The organism is Rhodococcus sp. NPDC059179, assembly GCF_042754885.1.
Taxonomy (GTDB): Bacteria; Actinomycetota; Actinomycetes; order Mycobacteriales; family Mycobacteriaceae; genus Rhodococcus_G.
The window spans coordinates 502,149-522,216 of the sequence record NZ_JBHZBV010000001.1 but is presented as its reverse complement, the minus strand read 5'-3'; the positions used below and the strand labels follow the sequence as shown (position 1 = coordinate 522,216).

19 protein-coding genes are annotated in these 20,068 nt (G+C 67.5%); 11 read left to right on the top strand and 8 right to left on the bottom strand.

Annotation, left to right across the window (positions count from 1 at the left end; genetic code table 11):
• Window positions 1–26 precede the first annotated feature (26 nt).
• On the bottom strand, window positions 27–1,211 hold the full coding sequence (dnaN, locus tag ACFXMV_RS02350; protein WP_378502622.1) for a DNA polymerase III subunit beta: 1,185 nt from the start codon (window positions 1,209–1,211) through the stop codon (window positions 27–29).
• A gap of 584 nt (window positions 1,212–1,795) precedes the next feature.
• Window positions 1,796–3,367 (bottom strand): chromosomal replication initiator protein DnaA, encoded by a 1,572-nt coding sequence (gene dnaA / locus ACFXMV_RS02345; protein WP_378502623.1) that lies wholly within the window; start codon window positions 3,365–3,367, stop codon window positions 1,796–1,798.
• 619 nt (window positions 3,368–3,986) lie between these two features.
• Here dnaA and rpmH point away from each other — a divergent pair.
• Genes rpmH through ACFXMV_RS02320 form a run of 5 tightly spaced genes read left to right on the top strand, consistent with a single transcriptional unit; the run spans window position 3,987 to window position 6,579 of the window.
• Window positions 3,987–4,130 carry a 50S ribosomal protein L34 gene (gene rpmH, locus ACFXMV_RS02340; RefSeq protein WP_072754329.1) on the top strand — a complete coding sequence of 48 codons (144 nt, stop codon included), beginning with the start codon at window positions 3,987–3,989 and terminating at the stop codon, window positions 4,128–4,130.
• Between the two features lie 21 nt (window positions 4,131–4,151).
• On the top strand, window positions 4,152–4,529 hold the full coding sequence (rnpA, locus tag ACFXMV_RS02335; protein WP_378502127.1) for a ribonuclease P protein component: 378 nt from the start codon (window positions 4,152–4,154) through the stop codon (window positions 4,527–4,529).
• Window positions 4,526–4,903, top strand: a complete 378-nt coding sequence (yidD, locus tag ACFXMV_RS02330) for a membrane protein insertion efficiency factor YidD (protein ID WP_378502128.1) — start codon at window positions 4,526–4,528, stop codon at window positions 4,901–4,903. The genes rnpA and yidD overlap by 4 nt, the downstream gene beginning before the upstream one ends.
• A 4-nt stretch (window positions 4,904–4,907) precedes the next feature.
• A complete protein-coding gene (gene yidC / locus ACFXMV_RS02325; protein ID WP_378502624.1) occupies window positions 4,908–5,987 on the top strand; it encodes a membrane protein insertase YidC in 1,080 nt (359 codons plus the stop codon).
• 19 nt (window positions 5,988–6,006) lie between these two features.
• Complete coding sequence (locus tag ACFXMV_RS02320) at window positions 6,007–6,579, top strand: protein jag (RefSeq protein ID WP_378502625.1); 573 nt, start codon at window positions 6,007–6,009, stop codon at window positions 6,577–6,579.
• Between the two features lie 130 nt (window positions 6,580–6,709).
• On the opposite strand, the gene ACFXMV_RS02315 is transcribed toward ACFXMV_RS02320, so the two are convergent.
• Complete coding sequence (locus ACFXMV_RS02315) at window positions 6,710–7,123, bottom strand: hypothetical protein (protein ID WP_378502373.1); 414 nt, start codon at window positions 7,121–7,123, stop codon at window positions 6,710–6,712.
• 3,321 nt (window positions 7,124–10,444) lie between these two features.
• Here ACFXMV_RS02315 and rsmG point away from each other — a divergent pair.
• The 4 genes from rsmG to ACFXMV_RS02295 all read left to right on the top strand — a co-directional run bounded on the left by rsmG (window position 10,445) and on the right by ACFXMV_RS02295 (window position 14,182).
• Window positions 10,445–11,116 (top strand): 16S rRNA (guanine(527)-N(7))-methyltransferase RsmG, encoded by a 672-nt coding sequence (gene rsmG / locus ACFXMV_RS02310; RefSeq protein WP_378501089.1) that lies wholly within the window; start codon window positions 10,445–10,447, stop codon window positions 11,114–11,116.
• A 67-nt stretch (window positions 11,117–11,183) separates the two neighbouring features.
• The gene (locus ACFXMV_RS02305; protein ID WP_378502626.1) at window positions 11,184–12,185 is read left to right on the top strand and encodes an AAA family ATPase; all 1,002 of its coding nucleotides are present in this window, start codon (window positions 11,184–11,186) and stop codon (window positions 12,183–12,185) included.
• Entirely contained in the window at window positions 12,182–13,270 is a 1,089-nt protein-coding gene (locus tag ACFXMV_RS02300; RefSeq protein WP_378501091.1) for a ParB/RepB/Spo0J family partition protein, read from the top strand. The genes ACFXMV_RS02305 and ACFXMV_RS02300 overlap by 4 nt, the downstream gene beginning before the upstream one ends.
• A gap of 234 nt (window positions 13,271–13,504) precedes the next feature.
• Entirely contained in the window at window positions 13,505–14,182 is a 678-nt protein-coding gene (locus tag ACFXMV_RS02295; RefSeq protein WP_378502627.1) for a GNAT family N-acetyltransferase, read from the top strand.
• Between the two features lie 42 nt (window positions 14,183–14,224).
• Here the strand turns inward: ACFXMV_RS02295 and ACFXMV_RS02290 are convergent, their stop codons facing one another.
• The 4 genes from ACFXMV_RS02290 to ACFXMV_RS02275 all read right to left on the bottom strand — a co-directional run bounded on the left by ACFXMV_RS02290 (window position 14,225) and on the right by ACFXMV_RS02275 (window position 17,591).
• Entirely contained in the window at window positions 14,225–15,424 is a 1,200-nt protein-coding gene (locus ACFXMV_RS02290; RefSeq protein ID WP_378501866.1) for an N-acetylmuramoyl-L-alanine amidase, read from the bottom strand.
• Window positions 15,425–15,542: 118 nt separating this feature from the next.
• Window positions 15,543–15,866 carry a thioredoxin gene (trxA, locus tag ACFXMV_RS02285; protein ID WP_378501867.1) on the bottom strand — a complete coding sequence of 108 codons (324 nt, stop codon included), beginning with the start codon at window positions 15,864–15,866 and terminating at the stop codon, window positions 15,543–15,545.
• Between the two features lie 64 nt (window positions 15,867–15,930).
• Window positions 15,931–16,920, bottom strand: a complete 990-nt coding sequence (gene trxB, locus ACFXMV_RS02280; RefSeq protein ID WP_378501868.1) for a thioredoxin-disulfide reductase — start codon at window positions 16,918–16,920, stop codon at window positions 15,931–15,933.
• 44 nt (window positions 16,921–16,964) lie between these two features.
• Entirely contained in the window at window positions 16,965–17,591 is a 627-nt protein-coding gene (locus ACFXMV_RS02275; protein ID WP_378502628.1) for a TetR/AcrR family transcriptional regulator, read from the bottom strand.
• Window positions 17,592–17,873: 282 nt separating this feature from the next.
• On the opposite strand from ACFXMV_RS02275, the gene ACFXMV_RS02270 reads away from it, so the two are divergent.
• Window positions 17,874–18,179, top strand: a complete 306-nt coding sequence (locus ACFXMV_RS02270; RefSeq protein WP_378501831.1) for a hypothetical protein — start codon at window positions 17,874–17,876, stop codon at window positions 18,177–18,179.
• Between the two features lie 4 nt (window positions 18,180–18,183).
• On the opposite strand, the gene nox is transcribed toward ACFXMV_RS02270, so the two are convergent.
• Window positions 18,184–19,392: a 4,4'-dithiodibutanoate disulfide reductase gene (gene nox / locus ACFXMV_RS02265; protein WP_378502629.1), complete on the bottom strand. Its 1,209-nt coding sequence runs from the start codon at window positions 19,390–19,392 to the stop codon at window positions 18,184–18,186.
• A gap of 96 nt (window positions 19,393–19,488) precedes the next feature.
• On the opposite strand from nox, the gene ACFXMV_RS02260 reads away from it, so the two are divergent.
• On the top strand, window positions 19,489–20,067 hold the full coding sequence (locus tag ACFXMV_RS02260; RefSeq protein WP_378501829.1) for a helix-turn-helix domain-containing protein: 579 nt from the start codon (window positions 19,489–19,491) through the stop codon (window positions 20,065–20,067).
• Window position 20,068 lies beyond the last annotated feature (1 nt).

Here is a 20,068-nt window from a genome sequence, read left to right as displayed (position 1 = left end):
GCGCTGTTACGGGGGCTTTCTCGGGTTCAGCCCGGCAGGCGGACGGGCATCAGCAGGTAGGTGTAGTCGGTTTCCGGCGCCGCGAAGGTGCCGGATTCACCGGGTACCGGCTCCTCCTCGGGGGCCGGTCGCAGGACCGCGGGCCTGCTCGGAGTGGTGAACCCGAAGGAGACACGTTCGGTGTGCAGCGAGCCGAGGCCGTCGATCAGGTATCCGGGGTTGAAGGCGATGGTGAGGGGCTCGCCCTGGAATTGCGCTTCGAGTGCCTCCTCGGCGCGGCCGGCGTCGTCCCCACCCGCGGCCAGCAACAGTCCATCCGCGGAGAACTGCATCCGGACCTGGGCGCCGCGGTCGGCGACGAGGGAAACACGCTTGATCGCCTCGACCAGCGGAGTGACCTCGACGGTGGCGATCGCGGTGTGTTCCGTCGGCAGCAACTGGCGGAACTTCGGGAACTCCGCATCGAGCAGGCGGGTGGTGGTGCGCCTACCCTCGCCGACGATACCGAGGAGTCCCTCGGATCCAACCGAGGAACCGGCGCCGAATGCCAGCTCGACCGGCGAACTTGACACTCCACCAAGAGTTTTCGCTGATTCAGACAGCGTCTTTGCGGGAATCAGCACGGCCGCGCTTGTGTCGGGATTCGTGGGAGTCCACTCGATCTGGCGGACTGCGAGGCGGAACCTGTCGGTCGCGGCGAGCACGACATTGGTGCCCTCGATCTCGACCCGGATACCGGTGAGCATCGGCAGCGTGTCGTCCTTGCCCGCCGCGATCGCGACCTGGCCGATGGCCTCGGCGAAGACGTCAACAGGGAGGGAGCCGGTCTGCTGCGGGAGTTCGGGGAGCTGGGGATAGTCCTCGACCGGCATCGTCGGGAGCGAGAACTTGGCACTGCCGCACGTGATCAGGACGCGGGTGCCGTCGACGGTCACGTCGACCGGCTTCGCGGGCAGCGACCGGGTGATGTCGGCGAGGAGTTTGCCGGAGACCAGGGATTTGCCTGGAACGGAGACCTCGCCGGAGATCCGGACCTGCGCGGAAACCTCGTAGTCGAAGCCGGAAATGGTCAGTCCCTGCTCGTCTGCCGAGATGAGGACACCACCGAGGACCGGTACGGGAGGCCTGGAGGGAAGGCTGCGGGCGACCCACGCGACGGAATCCGCGAAATCCTCCCGAGCGACACGAAACTTCATACTTCCAAGCTCCATCGCTCGGCTGATCCTCTCCGTAGGCATGGATATCTGCGGATGCCAGCAGTGTGACACGGCAGAAGCACACCGTATGCCCTTCGCGGCGAAGTTGAAAGCCGAAACCCACGCCGGAACCGGGCTTTGCCGGCCGGTTCGGTCGGGTGTGAGCAGTCGCGGTCCACAGGACCTGTTTTCAAAGATGGAATTACAGGTAGAGATCAGCAGTAGTAATAGGCACTGTGGATTCTGTGGACGAAGGTTGTAATCCGCTGGTCCGCCGGTGTGGCGCCGTGGGGATGGCCCGAGGTAGGAAACGTGTACAGATCGGACCCCGCTGTGGATGGGATTTTGTTGTTCACGAGTCGGGCCCGGTTCATCCACAGGTTCGCGGGGTTGTCCACATGTTTGTCCACAGGTGTGAGTAGTTTCGCGAAAATCACATAAGGTCGGCGAGTCGCGGGCCACTGCGGGGCTTGGAACCGTCACTTCCGCCGTCCGGGACCCTTCCGGTGGGGTGGGCGCGGCGATTGCGGCGACGGCACGGGAATGACCGGATGACACGAATGGCCCCGCCGGTGGCGGGGCCAAGGTGCGAACGGGCGTCAGCGCTTGGAACGCTGCTTGATCCGGGCGGTCAGCTCCTGGACCTGGTCGTATACCTTCCGTCGTTCGGTCATCTCCTTGCGGATCTTCTTGTCCGCGTACATCACCGTGGTGTGGTCGCGGCCGAAGGTCTGACCGATCTTCGGCAGCGAGAGATCGGTCAGCTCGCGGCACAGGTACATCGCGATCTGCCTGGCCTGTGCGAGCGGGCGGGCCTTACCCGGACCACAGAGGTCCTCGATGCTGGTGCTGAAGTACTCGGCGGTCACGGCCATGATCGTGGCCGCGTTGATCTCGAGGCTCGACGAGTCCGGCATCAGGTCGCGCAGGACCACCTCGGCCAGGGTCAGGTCGAGCGGCTGCCGGTTCAGCGAGGCGAACGCGGTGACGCGGATCAGCGCGCCCTCGAGTTCCCGGATGTTGCGTTCGATGCGGCTGGCGATCAGCTCGAGAACGTCGTGTGGAACGTCGAGGCGATCCATCCGCGCCTTCTTGCTGAGAATCGCGATTCGCGTCTCGAGTTCGGGCGGCTGGACGTCGGTGATCAGGCCCCACTCGAATCGGGTCCGGAGCCGGTCCTCCAGGGTCGCCAGCTGCTTCGGCGGGCGATCCGACGAGACGACGATCTGCTTGTTCGCGTTGTGGAGGGTGTTGAAGGTGTGGAAGAACTCCTCCTGGATGCCCTCCTTGCCCTCGATGAACTGGATGTCGTCGACGAGCAGCACGTCTGTCTCGCGGTACCGCCGCTTGAACGCGACTTTGCGGTCGTCGCGGAGGCTGTTGATGAAGTCGTTGGTGAATTCCTCGGTGGAGACATATTTCACCCGCATCCCGGGAAACAGCCGCTGCGCGTAGTGACCGGCGGCGTGCAGCAGGTGGGTCTTGCCAAGACCCGACGCGCCCCAGACGAACAGCGGGTTATAGGCGCGCGCGGGCGCCTCCGCGATGGCGACGGCGGCGGCGTGGGCAAACCGGTTGGAGGCGCCGATGACGAACGTGTCGAAGGTGTACTTGGCGTTGAGGCTGTTGCCGCCGGAGGCCGCGGGCGCGTCGGCGGGCGGCTTGGTGAAGTACGACGGCCACGATTCGTTCACGCTCGCGATGGCCTCGCGGTCCTCGTCGACCTCCTCGTAGTCCAGCGTCTCGGAATCGGATGGTTCGGATTCGACGGCGCTCAGGCGACGGCGACGGAAGGTCGGCACGCTGGGGGCGGAGGGCTCGCTCGACGCGTCCTCGACGGCAGGCGAGGCGGGTGCGGCGGGTACCGATGCAACCGGCTCGGCCGACGGCGGCGCGATCCGGACACCGAGGCCCTCGACGCCCGCGGCGATGTGCCGGTTGAGCGCCTGCAGGATCGGTTCGCGAAGGTCCCGCTCGATCGCCTCCTGAACGAAGGACGAGGGCACCGACAGCAACGCGAATCCCTGCGCCAAGGTCAGCGGCCGCACCAATGCCAGCATGGCCTTTTGCGCCTTGGTCAGCTGCGGACCGCCCTCGGGTGGTTCATCCGACGTCAACTCGGTGAGCACATCCACCCAGACCTGTTCCAGGGTGATTGCTTCCTCGGTCAAGTCGTCCCTCCCCAAAATCGATGTGGGAGGGAGTCGCACAGGACTCATCACGATGTTGGCCGATCACGTGATGGCTGATCACGTGTTGCCTGATCGCTGAGCTCTCCCACCCTGGGGATAACTTCCCCGCGCAGAGATACGAATATGCCACCTGATCTGTAATTCCACACAATTATCCACAGATGTGGATAAAGCACAGGGCTGTGAGTACAGCGCCCTCCTCGGCGGGGTGATCTTGATTCGCACAGAGCTCACCTGCGACGATGACATCGAGTGGCCGATCGGGCCGCCTCGCCGCGGGCCGGTGAGGGCGGAAACCGGGTGTTAGCTGGCTTACAGGTGGCGGCGGACCCGGGCGGCATCCGGTCGCGTGGGGCGGCGGCACACTCGACCGGTGAACACCAGCATTCCGGGGGGCGTGGCGTGTCCCTGGGAGTCCGAGTTTGACCTTGCGTCCGGCGCTGCGTACCCTCGTACAGTCACCCGAAGTCGAGGTGACGGTTGCTTGCTGGCCATCTCGGTCAACGCTGGTGCCGTCGAGATTTCGTCGCCGGGGACCACCAATTTTCAGTTACAGATGGCGTCGGACGACGCCGATGATCTATGAGGAGTGTTCACCGTGGCCAAGGGCAAGCGGACGTTCCAGCCGAACAACCGACGCCGCGCGCGTGTTCACGGCTTCCGTCTCCGTATGCGTACCCGTGCCGGGCGCGCCATCGTTTCTGCGCGTCGCCAAAAGGGCCGCGCTTCCCTCACCGCCTGATCCAGACTTCGGGAGCTCGGGGTGCTACCTGAGCCGCATCGGTTGCGTCGGAAGGCGGACTTCGCGTCCACCGTTCGACGAGGTCAGCGAGCGGCCCGGCGGGATGTGGTTGTTCACGCTCTCGCCGGGGTTAACGTTGACGCACTGGTGAGTGACCCGGGTCCGCGATTTGGGCTGGTGGTAAGCAAGGCTGTCGGGCCGGCGGTGATTCGACATCGAGTCGCACGCCGGCTTCGTCATATCTGTGTGGGCCTGGTCCACGAGTTGCCCGAGGGCGTCAACGTGGTGATCCGTGCGCTTCCCGGCGCCGCGACCGCGTCCTCCCAGGATCTGGACCGGCAGCTGAGGTCCGGTCTTCGTAAGCTCAATCTTCTTGTCAGCGTGGGTAATTCGGCATGACCGAGATTTCCGGTGGCCCCCCGTCCTGGTGGACGGCGATGCGGCGTGCCCCCGCGCGAATACTCATCTTCGTCATCGAGCTGTATCGCAGCTACGTCTCACCCCTGCGCCTGCCGACCTGTCGATTCACGCCCACCTGCAGCGAGTACGCCGTGGATGCCCTGCGTGAGCGCGGCGCCGTGGTGGGGCTCGGGCTGACCGTGGTGCGCCTGCTCAAGTGCGCGCCCTGGCACCCTGGAGGCTGGGATCCGGTTCCGCCGCGCAGGCCCCGCCGTGAAGAAGCCCTCACGGCCGTAGGAGCCGCGCGATCCGGTAGAGATACTGGCAAGCAACCCCACTGTCTGCTCGAAGTGGACGAACAGAGGAGTACATAGAGCCGTGCTCGACTTCATCTACTATCCGGTGTCCGGGATCCTGTGGGTCTGGCACAAGGTGTTCGGCGCGATCCCGTTCCTGGGACCGAACAGCGGCTTCACCTGGGCGCTGTCCGTCATGTTCCTCGTGTTCACGCTGCGTGCCATCCTGTACAAGCCCTTCGTCAAGCAGGTGCGCACCACCCGCCAGATGCAGGAACTCCAGCCGCAGATCAAGGCGCTGCAGAAGAAGTACTCCAAGGACCGCCAGCGGATGGCGTTGGAGATGCAGAAGCTGCAGAAGGAACACGGCTTCAACCCGATCATGGGTTGCCTGCCGGTGTTGCTGCAGGCGCCGGTGTTCATCGGCCTGTTCCACGTGCTGCGCTCCTTCAACCGCACCGGCGAAGGCTTCGGCCAGCTGGGCATGACGGCCGAAGAGAACGCCAACACCGCGAACTACTTCTTCAGCGCGGCGGACGTCCAGTCGTTCCTGAGCGCCCGTCTGTTCGGCGCGCCGATCTCGGTCGCCATCACGACGCCGAAGGCGCAGCTCGAGACGTACGGCCTCTACGGCAGCATCCCGACGATCGTGAACATCGCCGCCGTCGCGATCCCGCTGATGGTGATCGCGTCGATCGCCACGCACTTCAACTCGCGCGCCTCGGTGGCCCGGCAGAGCGAGGCCGCCGCCGCCAACCCGCAGTCCGCGATCATGAACAAGCTTGCGCTGTGGGTCTTCCCGCTCGGCGTGCTCGTCGGTGGTCCGTTCCTGATGATCGCCATCCTGCTGTACTGGGTGGCGAACAACATCTGGACCTATGCGCAGCAGCACCTCGTCTTCCGTCGAATCGACGCGGAGGAAGAAGAGAAGAAGCAGGCCGCGCTCGAGCGCCGCGCCGACAACGCACCGAAGCCCGGCGCACGACCGGACCAGGCAAAGAAGCGAAAGTCCGCGACCGCGGCCGAGCCCTCCCCCGCTGCCGACACGGCAGGCGAGTCGGATGGCACCGATCAGGGAGCGGCCCCCGGCCAAGCCCCGAAGCCGGGCGCGCGTCCCGCCGGCAATCGAGGGAAGACCACCAAGCCCAAGCGCAAGCGCTGATTCAAGAAAAGAGACGACGATGGCGAATGATCCGGAAATCGGACAGGACGGAGTTGACGAGGTCGTGTCGGACGTGGTGGTCGAGACCGAGCCCGAGGTCGTGGAATCCGATTCGGAGACAGTGGATTCCGAGGACGAGCTGATCGAGGAGGGCGAGATCGCGGGCGACTACCTCGAGCAGTTGCTCGACGTCCTCGACTTCGACGGCGACATCGATCTCGACGTCGAGGGTGACCGCGCGATGGTCAGCATCGACGGCGGCGACGACCTGTCGAAGCTGGTGGGGCGCAAGGGTGAGGTCCTCGACGCCCTCCAGGAACTGACCCGACTGGCTGTGCAGCAGGTCACCGGCGAGCGCAGCCGGTTGATGCTCGACATCGCGGGCTGGCGCGCCGGCCGTCGGACCGAGCTCAGCGAGATCGGTGTCGCGGCCGCGAAGAGGGTGCTGGCGTCGGGAGAGCCGGAGTCGTTGACGCCGATGACCCCGTTCGAGCGCAAGATCGTGCACGACGCGATCGCCAAGATCGACGGCGTCTCCAGCGAGAGCGAGGGCGCGGAGCCCTCGCGCCGCGTGGTCGTGCTCAAGGATTGATCGGTGCCGCATCCGCCAGGATGCGTCCAACGATGGGCTCCCGCCATTTGGTGGGGGCCCATCGCCGCTTCTCGGGCCTTCCAGGGCCCGTCCCGTGGCGACTCCTTGCGCGGTCCGAACGCCGGATCGCCTACGGCGCCACCGGATCATCGTCTGGGACCGCGGGCGGCATCCCGGCACCGTAGGGGTCGAGAATGGCCGCGACCTGTCGGCCCCACCGCTCGTGTGCCGACTGGCGGGTCACGCCCGCCGCCCGACCGATGATGGCCCACGTTGCCCCGAAACGCCGCAGGCTCATCACGGTCTCCACGGAGTCGATCCCGGCGGCCAGTTGGATGCGCAGACAGGCGAGCTGCCAGGCCAGCTGGCGTTGCGCCGGGCGATCGGTCCCCTCCTCGGCCTGCCACTCCGCGGAACCCGGGACCGGCCCTGTCCCCAGGATGAGGTCTGCTTGGTGGCCGGCCTCGATCACGCCCGTGGCGACCACCGCCGCCGACGCGTCACCGACGTTCGCCGCGAGCGCCCTCTCGATGAGGTCTCCCATCATTCCCACCCTTCTCCCAATCGCCTGTCAGGTAAATCCTGACATCTGCGCCATCGGCATGTCAAGGCGGGCCTGACGGCGTCTGGCTCTGTGCCACCGTCGGAGGCCGTTGATGATCGACCCGGGGCGCGCGACGGCGTTTCCTGCCGGCTTTGCAGGCGATTTCCCTGCCTGCCGACTGTCGCGGCCCTTTCGTCACACTGACGAATCAGGTCGGGGGCTCATTCGGGTCGGCTGCCCCGTCGGGTCGGTCGCAACCCGGGTTTCTTAGAAGGTAGGTCCACCCCATGGACCAACTTGTGATCGGCGGGTGCGGCCGGAAGGGGTGGGCGTTCGGGTTTCGTCGCCCGTGCTGCCCGCCGGTTGAGTCGAGGGTGATCCGGGGGTTGGGGTGGCCGCGGATGATGGGCTCCGAAGTTATCCACACTCGGTGGATCAATCTGTTGACGGATTGCGTTCCCCGTGGTCCGGGGCCTGCCCCGGAGGGCCACGATGTGAACAGGCTCGGTGAGGCGGGGTCAGTTGTCTGCGCGGCGGCTGACATTGACCGTGGGTCGACTCGCGTCGGTTTCACGTGAAACGCGAGGAGTCCTCAGGCTCGGGGCTCGACCCCTCCCCTCCCCCACCGGGATGCGGGCGGCGGTTCACAAGGTTCGGGTGCCTCGTGATCGGTTCGATCGAGTGACTCGAAGCGGGTGGGCGGAGTGCGGAGGATGACGTGAACCGGTTCGCCTGCTTCGCCCGATCGGGAGGCGTGGAGGTGGATCGTCGGGCGGGCCGAGGCGGCCATTCCGGGATCGATACGCCGGCACGGGCGCCGGCCGTCTTCTACGACGCGGTCGCGGTCGGCTGCGCATCGCCGACCACACCGGGCCGAGCCGGGTCTGGGCGGCGGCACGTCGACCCACGGATCCCTGACGGTGCGGCGCGGAGCGATTGGTGTTCGCGGAGCGGTCGGTGGTGGAGTGATCACCCTGCTGAGAACCGGCGCAGGTCCGTCGTCGTCATCGTCGAAGATCACGACCTCGTGGTCGCAGATGACGACGAGATTCTCAAGGGTGGTGGCGTGGTTCGACAGGTCGCGGTGGAGCGCGGCGAGTGGGTCGGGTGGGTCTAGGGCATGTCTCCCAATCCCCATTTCGGCGCACCTGACGTCCAATCGCCGCCCTGCGGCGTTGTCGTCGTCGCCGATACAACAGCGGTATTGGCTCCTCCTCCGCGCACGAGCGGAGCCCGCGGAGCGACTCCTAGGCTTGCCGGACGACGATTGTCTCGTCAGGTGCATCCGAGAGGGATTAGGAGACACGCCCTAGTTCGCGCGTCTAGACCTCAGGGCGATCCGCGCCGATCAATCGGCCGATGCATCGTGGGCCCGCCACTTGGTTCGCGCGGCGGAACCGCGGGGCTTCGCGACAGCGGATTCGGATTCACGTGAAACATTGTCACCGTGACGATTCGGTGTGCGCACGGTCATGCGTTCGGACTCGTGCAGGGCGGATCCTCGCGGCCGGGGGTGGGCCGTGTTCGGCCGCAATCGCGGCGACTTCCGGTGCCCGGCCGTGCCGTCCGTCGATGCTGCCGTGGTTCTCCGGCGTGCAACCCGAGCCGGCCTGTTCGCGACGCGGCCTGCGGCGGCGGCCGCCGTGCGCGATTGCCATGTCGACCACGAGGGTTCGACCCGGACCCAGCCGTGTGCGCAACGAATCTCGTTGGCCCCGCAGTCGCCCCCCTCGGCTGTGCGGGTGATCGTGACAGCGGCGTCGAGCGAACGACATTCCGGATGTCCACGACGGGCGCCTGGTCCCGGCCCCAGATTCGCCCGATCGCCCGGGTCGTCGACACTTGCCCGCGACGGACCGCGGCCACCGACTACCGCCCGGCCCCGCTTCCCGTGGTCCGCGGGATCTCCCGGATAGTCATCCCTTGTCCGTGATGGAGCACCGTCTCCGACTGCCGCCTCGCACCGGTGCGTCCAGACCCGCGTGGTTGCGCTGATCCATCCGGAGCCGGACCGATCGCCCGGAGGGAGCGGCGCCTTCCTCGAGGCTTGGTCTCCGTGTGGTTCGAGGCCAGCGCGGGCACCCGGATCGGACGGATTCACGTGAAACATCCGGCTCCCGCCGGTGCCGAGGTCCTTGCCTGCACCCGGGTCGATCCTGCGCCCGCTATCTCGTCCCAGGCCTACCGGACGTCGTCCGCTCAGGACGCCTTGCGTCCGCTCCGCGCGGAGCCTGCCCCGTTTCGATATCCGCCTGGGCTCCGGGCGAAGCCGCACGCTTGGAACGGCAAGGAATAAGCCCCGTCCACGAAGACCGCTGTCGACGCCAGATACGGGCGCATCGTCGAGCAGCGGATGGCCCACTGCGCCGATGCCGGCAGTCGGGTCGGGACGATGTTCATGCGACGACGCCGTTCCTGGTGTCGAATGAGGCACAGCAGACTTCGTCTCTGCGCTGTCATCCCAGCTGCATAGCCGCGCAACGAACGGCCTCGCCATCGTCAGCCGGGGCGGCAGCACGGACAGGGCGACGATCCTGGTGATTCCGCGGATCTCGGGAACCGGAGCCAAGCGCGCCCTTCGGACGGTTGCGCCGTCGTCGACGCAGGTTTCGTCGGGCACTCAGCGATGAAGTGTGCTCGGACTGCAGTCGCGCGCGGTGAAGTTGGGTTCCGATCCTGTGCGGCGTCGACGCCGGATCCGGCCCGGGGTCGCTTCTTGGGCGCACCGGGTGGGCGAGTCCGCCTCGCCACCCGGTCTCGTGCTCCGGCGGCGACAAGGCCGGTGCGGAGCGCGGGCCGGATGTTTCACGTGAATCCATCGCGGGTTTCCCGGAGCGCGGTGCTCGACGGCGACGAATGATCCACGCCCCACGGATCTCGGCGGGAGACGGATCCACCGATCTGCCGATCCCTCGACGTCTCCCGGTGCCCGGGAAAGGGGCGATCCGCGCGGGCGACCGCGACGCGGTCGTGCCGGAGCCTCGTCCATCGACGTTCGATACCGGATCAGGGCCTCGGTCCCAGGATGCCGCGACAACCGGGGAACCGCCCTTGGCGAGCGAACAGAACACCTCCCAGCGACGGCGCACCGGGACACGACACCGAGAGCGCCGGAGCCCCTCCCCTCCCCCACCAACTGTGGGATATGGCTCGGACGTCGTCGCCACCAACGAACGTCCCGGAATTCCCGGACCGCAAGCGTCTCCCGCGATCGACTTCGGGGTGCTTCGATCGCGCGCGGCGCGTAACCCGGGCGGCGTCGCCCATTGCGGTGCAGAATCACACCGTCAGGGTTTGGGGAATGGCGCGCGTCACGGGAGGATGTTTCACGTGGAACACATCGAGTCCGAGGACATGCCCGACGCCGCCCGCACCCTCTTCGGAGACCGCCTCGAACTCGCCGAAAAGTACCACCTTTCGCTCGCGACCGACGGCGTCGAACGCGGACTGATCGGGCCACGGGAGGTCCCCCGGCTCTGGGAACGGCACCTGCTCAACTGTGCGGTGATCGGAGAGCTGATCGGCGAGGGCGAGTCGGTGGTGGACGTCGGCAGCGGCGCCGGCCTCCCCGGCATCCCCCTCGCGATCGCGCGGCCCGACCTCCGGGTCACCCTCGTGGAGCCGCTGTTGCGACGGTCGGTCTATCTCGCGGAGTTCGCGGAATCGGTGGGGCTCGACATCCTCGTTGTGCGCGGTCGCGCCGAACAGCCGGGTGTGATCAAGGAGGTCGGCGGAGCCGATGTCGTCACCTCGCGTGCGGTCGCGCCGCTGGAGAAGCTTGCGCGATGGTCCATTCCGTTGATTCACGAGGGCGGTCGGATGCTCGCGATGAAGGGTTCCAGTGCGGCCGAGGAGATTTCCCGGGATCGCGCTTCCCTTACCCGTATGGGTGCTGGCAAGCTAGAGATCGTCGAGTGCGGTGTCGACCTTCTTCCCACTCCGACCATTGTGGTTCGGGCGGAGCGAGTCTCCCGGCGATCTCATCGCCGATGACTACGTCATCGTGCGCTCGTGTGCGAATGCGACGATCAAGCAGGCAAGTCCAGTGAAGGAGCAATCTATGTCGGGTGGACCCGAATCCACTGTTTCACGTGAAACAGCGCACGATGCCTCGAGTTCCACCACCGACAACGACGAGAACCCGTATCCGGCGCCCGCTGCGTATGCCGGGATCTCCCCTGTGGACACCCCGATCGGCGCCGCGGCGCAGCGCGCGAGCCAGGTCCTGCATCCGCATACGGTGACCATCCCCCGGCCGAAGACCAGGCGGATGCTCACCATTGCGAATCAGAAGGGCGGGGTCGGCAAGACCACCTCGGCGGTGAACCTCGCGTCGGCGCTGGCGGTCCAGGGACTCCGGGTTCTCGTCGTCGACCTCGACCCGCAGGGCAATGCCAGCACCGCGCTCGGCGTGCCGCACCACTCGGGCACCCCGTCGAGCTACGAGCTGCTGATCGGTGAGGTGTCTGCGGCCGAGGCCATCCAGCAGAGCCCGCACCACGACCGGCTCTTCTGCATTCCCGCAACGATCGACCTGGCCGGCGCGGAGATCGAACTGGTCTCCATGGTCGCGCGGGAGGGACGACTGAAGAACGCCCTCTCCGAGAAGGCGCTCGCCGCGATCGACGCGGACTTCATCCTGATCGACTGCCCGCCCTCGCTCGGGCTCCTCACCGTCAATGCCCTCGTAGCGGCGAACGAGGTCCTCATTCCCATCCAGTGCGAGTACTACGCGCTCGAGGGGGTCGGCCAGCTGCTCCGCAATATCGAGTTGGTGCAGTCTCACCTGAACCCCGACCTGCACGTCTCCACCGTGTTGCTGACCATGTACGACGGTCGCACCAAGCTGGCTGACCAGGTCGCCGAGGAGGTGCGCAAACACTTCGGCGACCGCGTCCTGCGCGCGGTGATCCCGCGCAGCGTGAAGGTGTCGGAGGCACCCGGGTTCGGAATGACCGTCCTCGACTACGACCCGGGTTCGCGGGGCGCAATGAGCTATCTCGATGCCGGGCGGGAACTCGCGGCCCGGACCGCAACGATCAACTCGCAGGAGCAGCAGTGAGCCAGAGAAGCAAAGGTGGTCTCGGGCGAGGCCTCGCCGCGCTGATTCCCACCGGCCCGGAGGGGGGACCCCGCCTCGGAAGCGCCGCCGCCGATGTCATCATCGGCAACGCGACCGCGCCCGTTCAGGTGAAGCCGACCCCGGCCGCCCCGACCCCGAACGACCAAGAAACGGCCGCCGAGGTTCCGGTTGCGCCTGCTCCGGTGAACGGCGCGGTCGTGACGATTGACGGCGCGGAGGTGACCGACGGCGTAGGGGTGGACCTCTCCCCCGTCGGGGCCGTGTACCGGGAGATCGCCGCGGCGCAGATCGAGCCGAACCCCAAGCAGCCCCGCCACGTGTTCGACGAGGAAGCCCTCGGCGAACTCGTGCACTCGATTCGCGAGTTCGGGCTGATGCAGCCCATCGTGGTTCGCCGGGTCGCCCCCGACCGCTACCAGCTCGTGATGGGCGAACGCCGGTGGCGGGCCAGCCAGGAGGCGGGGCTCGAGCGGATCCCCGCGATCGTGCGGGAGACGAACGACGGGTCGATGCTTCGCGACGCGCTGCTGGAGAACATCCATCGGGTGCAGTTGAACCCGCTCGAAGAGGCCGCTGCCTACCAGCAGCTGCTCGAAGAGTTCAACGTCACTCACGACGAACTGGCAACTCGGATCGGTCGCTCCCGTCCGGTGGTGACGAACATGATCCGTCTGCTCAAGCTGCCGATCCCCGTGCAGCGGCGGGTTGCGGCCGGGGTGCTCTCGGCCGGCCATGCCCGGGCCTTGCTGTCGCTCGAGGCTGGGCCGGAGGCGCAGGAACTGCTGGCCGCTCGGATCGTGGCGGAGGGGCTGTCGGTGCGTGCCACCGAAGAGGCCGTCACGCTCGCGAACCGGGAGGGCGAGCCGATGCCGGCCCCCGCCGCCAAGCGCAAGCCGATCCAGATGCCGGGCCTCCAGGACGTCGCGGAGCGGCTCTCCTCCTCCTTCGACACCCGCGTCACGGTGAGCCTCGGCAAGCGGAAGGGCAAGATCGTCGTCGAGTTCGGCTCCGTGGAGGACCTCCAGCGGATTGTCGAGATGATGGAGTCTCAGTCGCCCGGATAGGCCGGTTCTTCCGGGTCCAGACACCCGCGGACGATACGTCACTGTGACAGTTCTTCCGTTCGGTCGCGGGTGTCTGCCCTCAGATTCTGTGGAATCGCTTGTGCGCAAGTCGATTTCGAATCCCGTCCGGTGGCGGGGGCCCGACGGACGCGGATCGCCTATCCTGGATAACAGAGAACGTGTCACGCGGCGGCTCAGGGCCCCCGCAGTAGGTGTTTTGGAGGCGGAGTCAGGGTGTCGATGCGCATCAACCCGCTCACCCTCGACGGTTTCGATCAGCTCCCCCGTCACTCCCGGCGTTGCGTCTTCTGGGAGATGGACCCGGCCGCGGTTCGGAGCTCCCGCGACTTCTCCGATCCCGAGTTCGAGAAGGAAGCCTGGCTGTCGATGGTCATGCTGGAGTGGGGATCCTGCGGTCAGGTCGCGACCGTCGACGGCAGTCCCGCCGGCTGCGCCCTCTACTCCCCGCCCGGCGCGGTGCCGCGTGCCAAGCTGTTCCCCACCTCCCCCGTCAGCCCTGACGCGGTCCTGTTGACCACGATGAGGCTCGAGCCGGCCGCGCAGCTGGACGGGGTGGGTCCGAGCCTCATACAGGCCGTGGTGGGCGATCTGGTGCGCCGCGGCGTGCGTGCGCTGGAGGCGTTCGGTATCCGTGGTGCGCAGGACGATCCGGTCGGCGCACGGCGCGGCCAGGAATGCACGCCCGCCGACTGCATGATCGACGCCGAGTTCCTCACCGACATGGGATTCGAAGTGGTCGCGCCGCATCATCGGTACCCGAGGATGCGGCTGGAACTGGACCGGGATCACGGATGGAAGGCCGACGTCGAGTCGGCGCTGGAACGGCTGCTCGCGGTCGCGTCGCTGAGCGTCACCGATATCGAACAGAAATCGACCGTCGGGGTCCTCTGACCTGATCGGCCTTGCGGTCCGGAAGGATGTGAGAGCCGCGCCCTAGGCCTGATCGGCCTTGGCGAGCTCCTCGGCGAGCAGTTCGGCGAAGGTGAACGTGCCGGTCGGCTGATCGTCCTGGCCGAGCAGGTAGAGGCGCTTGACCGCGATCAGGATGGACTCGGCGATGATGTCTCGGGTCCGCGGATTGGCGAGCACACTGACGTCGGATTCGTTTGTGAGATAACCGATATCGATCTGCACGGTCGGCATGTTGGTCAGCCGCAACAGGTCCCAGGTGCGTCCGTGGGTGCGGCAGTCCTGCAGCTGTGTGCGGGCCACGATCTCACGCTGGATGAAGCTGGAGAGAACCTGTCCGATCCGAGAGGTCGCCCCGTGCGAATTCCCAAAGTGGAAGCTGGCAACACCATTTGCGTGTGGGCTGGTACTCGCGGAGCAGCGGAGCGAGATCATCAGGTCGGCCTCGAACGAGTTGGACGTCTCGGCTCGCTGCGCGGGTGACGGGTTCTGATCGTGTGCGCGCGACAGGAAGGTCTCCATGCCGGTCGCCGCCATCCGGCCCTCGAGGCGGCTGGCCAGATCCCAGAGAATGTCGGACTCGGTGAGCGGACCGAAGGCCGTGTCGAGCACGATGCCGGTCTCGCCGCCGCCGAGATCGGGGTCGATCACGATGCGCTTGCCGCTGAGCTGCGGGCCGGAGCGGCGGACGAGTTCCTCTTCGGTGATGGCGTGCGGCGAGCCGCCCGTGACCCGGGTGCCGAGCAGGTCGAGTGACCGCAAGGTCTGCGGTCCGCAGATGCCGTCGGAGGCGATACCGATCTCGCGCTGGAACGACGACAGGCCCTCGTGGGTCTGCGGGCCGAAGTGGCCGTCGACGCGGCCGGGGTAGAAGCCGAGGTCCTGCAGCTTGGTCTGCAATGCCGCCACGTCGTCGCCGTACAGCGGCGCGGACAGCTGGTAGATCAGCGTGCGAGCGCCCAGCCGGTACGAGGCCTCCTTGAGCGATCGGTACGTCGCGGTGCCGACCACCCCGTCGACCAACAGGCCGCGCTGCTGCTGGAAGGCACGGACCGCGCTGTCGAGGTGATGGTCGAAAACCGCGTCCGGCGCGATCCACTGCGAGCCGTTGATCGCTTCACGCGGGGTCGTGGAGACCCCGTTGTGCAGGAATCCGAGCGTGGAAAGGGTGCCTCGAACCTCAGCGACGGCGGGACCGTGGTCGCCGTGACGGAGTCGATGCATACTTTCCGGCCCTTTCGTCGGTTCCTGGCGGCGCACCAAGGCACCGCGCCTCGCGCGTGTTGATCGATTGTCGCAGAAGCCCCCGAGAAACAGTCAATCTCGGGGGCAGCGATGTGACTTACAGGACGTCGGACAGGTCCTTGAGAAGTGCGGCCTTGCCCTTGGCCCCGACGATCTGCTTCACCGGCTTGCCGCCCTGGAACAGGATCATCGTGGGGATCGACATGACCTGGAAATCGCGCGCGGCGGCCGGGTTCGCATCGATGTCGATCTTGGCGACGGTGAGCTTGTCGCCGTGCTCGCCCGCGATCTCCTCGAGGACGGGCGCGACCATCTTGCACGGGCCGCACCAGGTCGCCCAGAAGTCGACGAGGACCGGCTTCTCGGAGTCGAGGACGTCCTGCTTGAACGAGTCGTCGGTGATGGTGATCGTGTTCGACATGGCTGTCTCCTCGGGTGACGGGTCGGGATGCGCGGGCCGATCAGGCCTCACGGGAAACTCGAGATCAGGCCTCGACTGCGACCGGCTCGCCGGCCGCCTCGAGCGTGTTCGCGGTGATGTCGCCGCGCTCGGCGAGCCAGCGCTCGGCGTCGATCGCCGCTGAACAGCCGGTACCTGCCGCGGTGATGGCCTGACGGTAGGTGTGGTCGACCAGGTCGCCTGCCGCGAAGACGCCCTCGAGGGAAGTCGCGGTGGTCGGCGACTGGACCCGCACGTAGCCCTCGTCGTCGATGTCGACCTGGCCCTTGACCAGCTCGCTGCGAGGGTCATGCCCGATCGCGACGAACATGCCGGTGATCGGCAGGGTGGAGTTCTCGCCGGTGACGGTGTCGCGGACCACGAGGCCGGTGACGCTGTTCTCGCCGAGCACCTCGACCGGCTCGGCGTTGGTGACGAAGCGGATCTTGTCGTTGGCCTTGGCCCGCTCGAGCATGATGCGGGAGGCGCGGAACTCGTCGCGGCGGTGCACCAGGGTCACCGAGCGGGCGAAGCGGGTGAGGAAGGTGGCCTCCTCCATCGCGGAGTCGCCGCCGCCGACCACGGCGATGTCCTGGTCCTTGAAGAAGAACCCGTCGCAGGTCGCGCAGGCGCTGACGCCCCGGCCGAGCAGTCGCTCCTCGCCCGGGATGCCGAGGTAGCGGGCCGCGGCGCCCATCGCGAGGATGACGGCGCGCGCGTAGTAGGTCTCGCCGTTCGCGACGACCTTCTTGATCGGGCCGGAGAGCTCGAGCTCGTCGACGTCCTCTGTGCGGATGTCGGCTCCGAAGCGCTTGGCCTGCTCGCGCATCTCGTCCATCAGGTCCGGGCCCATGATGCCCTCGCGGAAGCCGGGGAAGTTCTCCACCTCGGTGGTGGTCATCAGGGCGCCGCCGAACTGGGTGCCCTCGAAGAGCAGGGGCTCGAGCTCCGCGCGGGCGGCGTAGACGCCTGCCGTGTACCCGGCGGGTCCGGAGCCGATGATGATGAGGTCACGGACCGAGGTCGGAGTAGTCATGCGGGCCTTCCGAGGGTAGTGGACGTATGTGCGTCAACAACAGCCTAAGGGGTGTTGTTCCCGCTGTATCCGGGTACGCCGTGGGTGGTCGAGGCGGCGCGGGCGACGTACGGCGCGAGTAGTTCCTCCGTGCGCCGGTGGACGGCCGCGACATCGGCGCCCTGCTCGAGCTGACGGGTCGCGGCGTGCACCACCGCGTTGATCAGGTCCGCGGTGGCGGTCGGATCCTGGGCGCCGAGCTCGTCGAGTGCGGCGGCCAGCGGGGCGATCAGCCGCCGGTGCATCGCGGCGCTGGACTCCGCGATCGCCTCCCTGGGCGCAATCGATGCGATCGAGGCGGCGATGGCGTGTTCCCCCTCCGCGACCAGGTCGAGATTCGCGCGCACGTAGGCGAGCACCCGTTGGTCCGGCGCGCCCGCCTCGGCCATCGCCGCCTCGACCCGCTCCGACCAACGCGGGAAGGCATCCTCGATCAGGGCCGCGAGCAGGTGCTGACGGGACCGGTAGTACTGATACATGCTCGAGCGGGCCAGCCCGGCCCTGGCCGCGACCTCTGCGAACGCGGGGATCTCGGTGGCTCCCTCGGCGAGCACCGCTCGGGCGGCGTCGAGCAGGGCGCGCTCCTGGGCCTCGCGGTGCTCGGCGACGGTGGGCGCGGTGATCCGTGGCAACGGGTCTCCCTTCGCCCTGTGCGTCCGCCACTGCGGGCGGCACCTCAGCCGGTCACGATCTTCGCCGGTCATGGTAGCCGTGCCCGTCCGGCGGCCCCCGCCGACCAGGGATCGGCCCCGTCGCCGAGGTCCCGGGACCAGTCCGTCGGCCCGGCCAGCGGCGATTTCCACCCTGTGGTGTCTGTACAGAAGGCCCGGTTCGGGCGCATTCTGATCGAGAAGCCCCGCTCGGAGGGGCAGTGGAGGTCCGTCATAATTCCTTCCTACGCCGCAGGTCGTGCCGTGCTCGTCGCCGTGGCAGCCCTCGCGATCGTCTTCACCGCCGCCGGCAGCGCCGGGGCGGAATCGGTGGTGCGCGGGTCCGGTACCGGCCAGGTGACGTCGACGCAGGCCCCCACCAGTCCCCCGTCCGACCCCGGGGCCGCGACCCGCTACGTGAGCGAACCCGCGGACAACCCCGGCGACCAGGCGTACTGCAATTTGCAGGCCGAACGGGCGAACCTCATGGCGGGCGGCACAGACCCGAAGGGCGCGGTCTGGGTCGTCGAGTCGGCCAACGCCAACGGGTGCAGGATCGTCGAGGCCTGACGGATCAGGTGCGGATCAGTTGCTGTGCCTCGCGCACGACACAGCGAGTGCCGGTGTAGATGGTCGGCATGCACTTGTTGCAATGGATGCAGCGGCCCTCGGCGGCGGCCTCGTCGCGAAACCTGTTGACCAGATCGGGTTCTCGCAGCAGGGCCCTCGCCATCGCAACGAACTCGAAGCCCTCGTCGAGGGCATTGACGATGGTGTCGACCCGGTTGATGCCGCCGAGCAGGATCAAGGGCATCGACAGGATCTCGCGGAACTGTCGGGCGAACGGGAGGAAGAAGGCCTCCTCGAACGGGTAGGTCGGGAACAGGTGCGGCCCGTACACCTTGAGTCCGAGTCCGACCAGTTTCGGTTGTGAGGCAACGAATTCCGCCATCGGAACCTCGCCGCGGAAGAAGTACATGCCGTTGAGCAGGGAGCTGCCGCCGGTGAGCTGCAGGGCGTCGAGGTGCCCGTCGGACTGGAGCAACTTCGCGATCTGCATGCTCTGGTCGAGCCACAGGCCCTTGGGCACCCCGTCGGACATGTTGAACTTCGCGGTCACCGCGACCTTGTCGCCCGCGGCCGCGCGGACCCGTTCGATCACCTCGCGTGGGAACCGGGCGCGGTTCGCGACGCTGCCGCCGTAGCCATCCCTGCGCTTGTTCAGGTTGGGGCTCATGAAGGAGCTGAGCAGGTAGTTGTGACCGAGGTGCACCTCGATGGCGTCGAAACCGGCCTCGACCGCGATCCGCGCCGACCGCTCGAAGTCCGCGGTCACCGCAGCCAGTTGGTCCCGGGTCGCACCGCGCACGAGACCCATTGCGGGAGCGCTGATCCGGGTGGAGGGAGCGAGTGTTGGGCGCTTGTTCGACAGCGTGTTCGCGACCAGGCCGGCGTGACCGATCTGGGCCGCCGCGAGTGCCCCCTCGGCGTGCACGGCCTCGGTCAGCCGGGTCAGGCCCGGCAGGCTCGACTCGTCGAGCACCAGGGTGTCACGGTGCACCCGGCCTGCCTCGGACACCGCGCAGTAGGCGACGGTGGTGAGCGCGGCCCCGCCGGCCGCCACCGCGCGGTGGAACTCGATCAGCTCGTCGGTGACGGCGCCGCGCGGCATGACGCCCTCGAAGGTGGCGGCCTTGATGATCCGGTTGCGCAGGGTCAGCGGGCCGAGCTGGGCGGGCTCGAAGACGCGCGCAGCTCGGGGCGTCTGGGTCGGGGAGGTCATGTCGAATCCTTGCGTTCGCCGGAATTACGATGCCACCGGCCTCGTAATAGGACACGGTATAGCCCCGAGGCCGCTTATGGAAGAGAATTCTGGGCAATGACTACCACCGGATCGGGTCGCCCGCGGGATCCCCACATCGATGCCGAGGTGCTCGCTGCCGCCCGCGAGTTGCTGGTCGACGTCGGATTCGACCAGCTCAGCATGCGCTCGATCGCGGCGCGGGCGGGGGTGAGCAGGGCGGCGATCGACCGTCGTTGGGACTCGAAGGCGCAACTCGTGCTCGACGCCGTGCTGGGCGTGACCCCGGACCTTGCCCCGTTCGAGGGGGCCGACCGGGAGGGGTGGATCAGGTGGGTCGTCACCGGGAGCTCGGAACTGTTCCGCAGGCCGGAGGTGCGGGAGGCGGTGCCCGGCCTGCTGACGACGCTGCGCGATCAGGAGGATCTGCGCAACACGCTGTGGCGGGGCTTCAGTGGTCCCAGTAGCGCGCTGTTCGCGCAGTCGGAGTCGCCGCCGGACGACCTGCTGGACGCGCGCGCCCTGCTGGTCCTCGGGGCCGGGGCGGCGCTGTTCCTGTCGTTGATCGCGGTCGAGGAGGACACCCCCGAGATGCGGGACAGGGTGCTGGAGATCCTGCTGCCCGTCGCACGACGCCGGCGGACCGAACCGGAGTAGC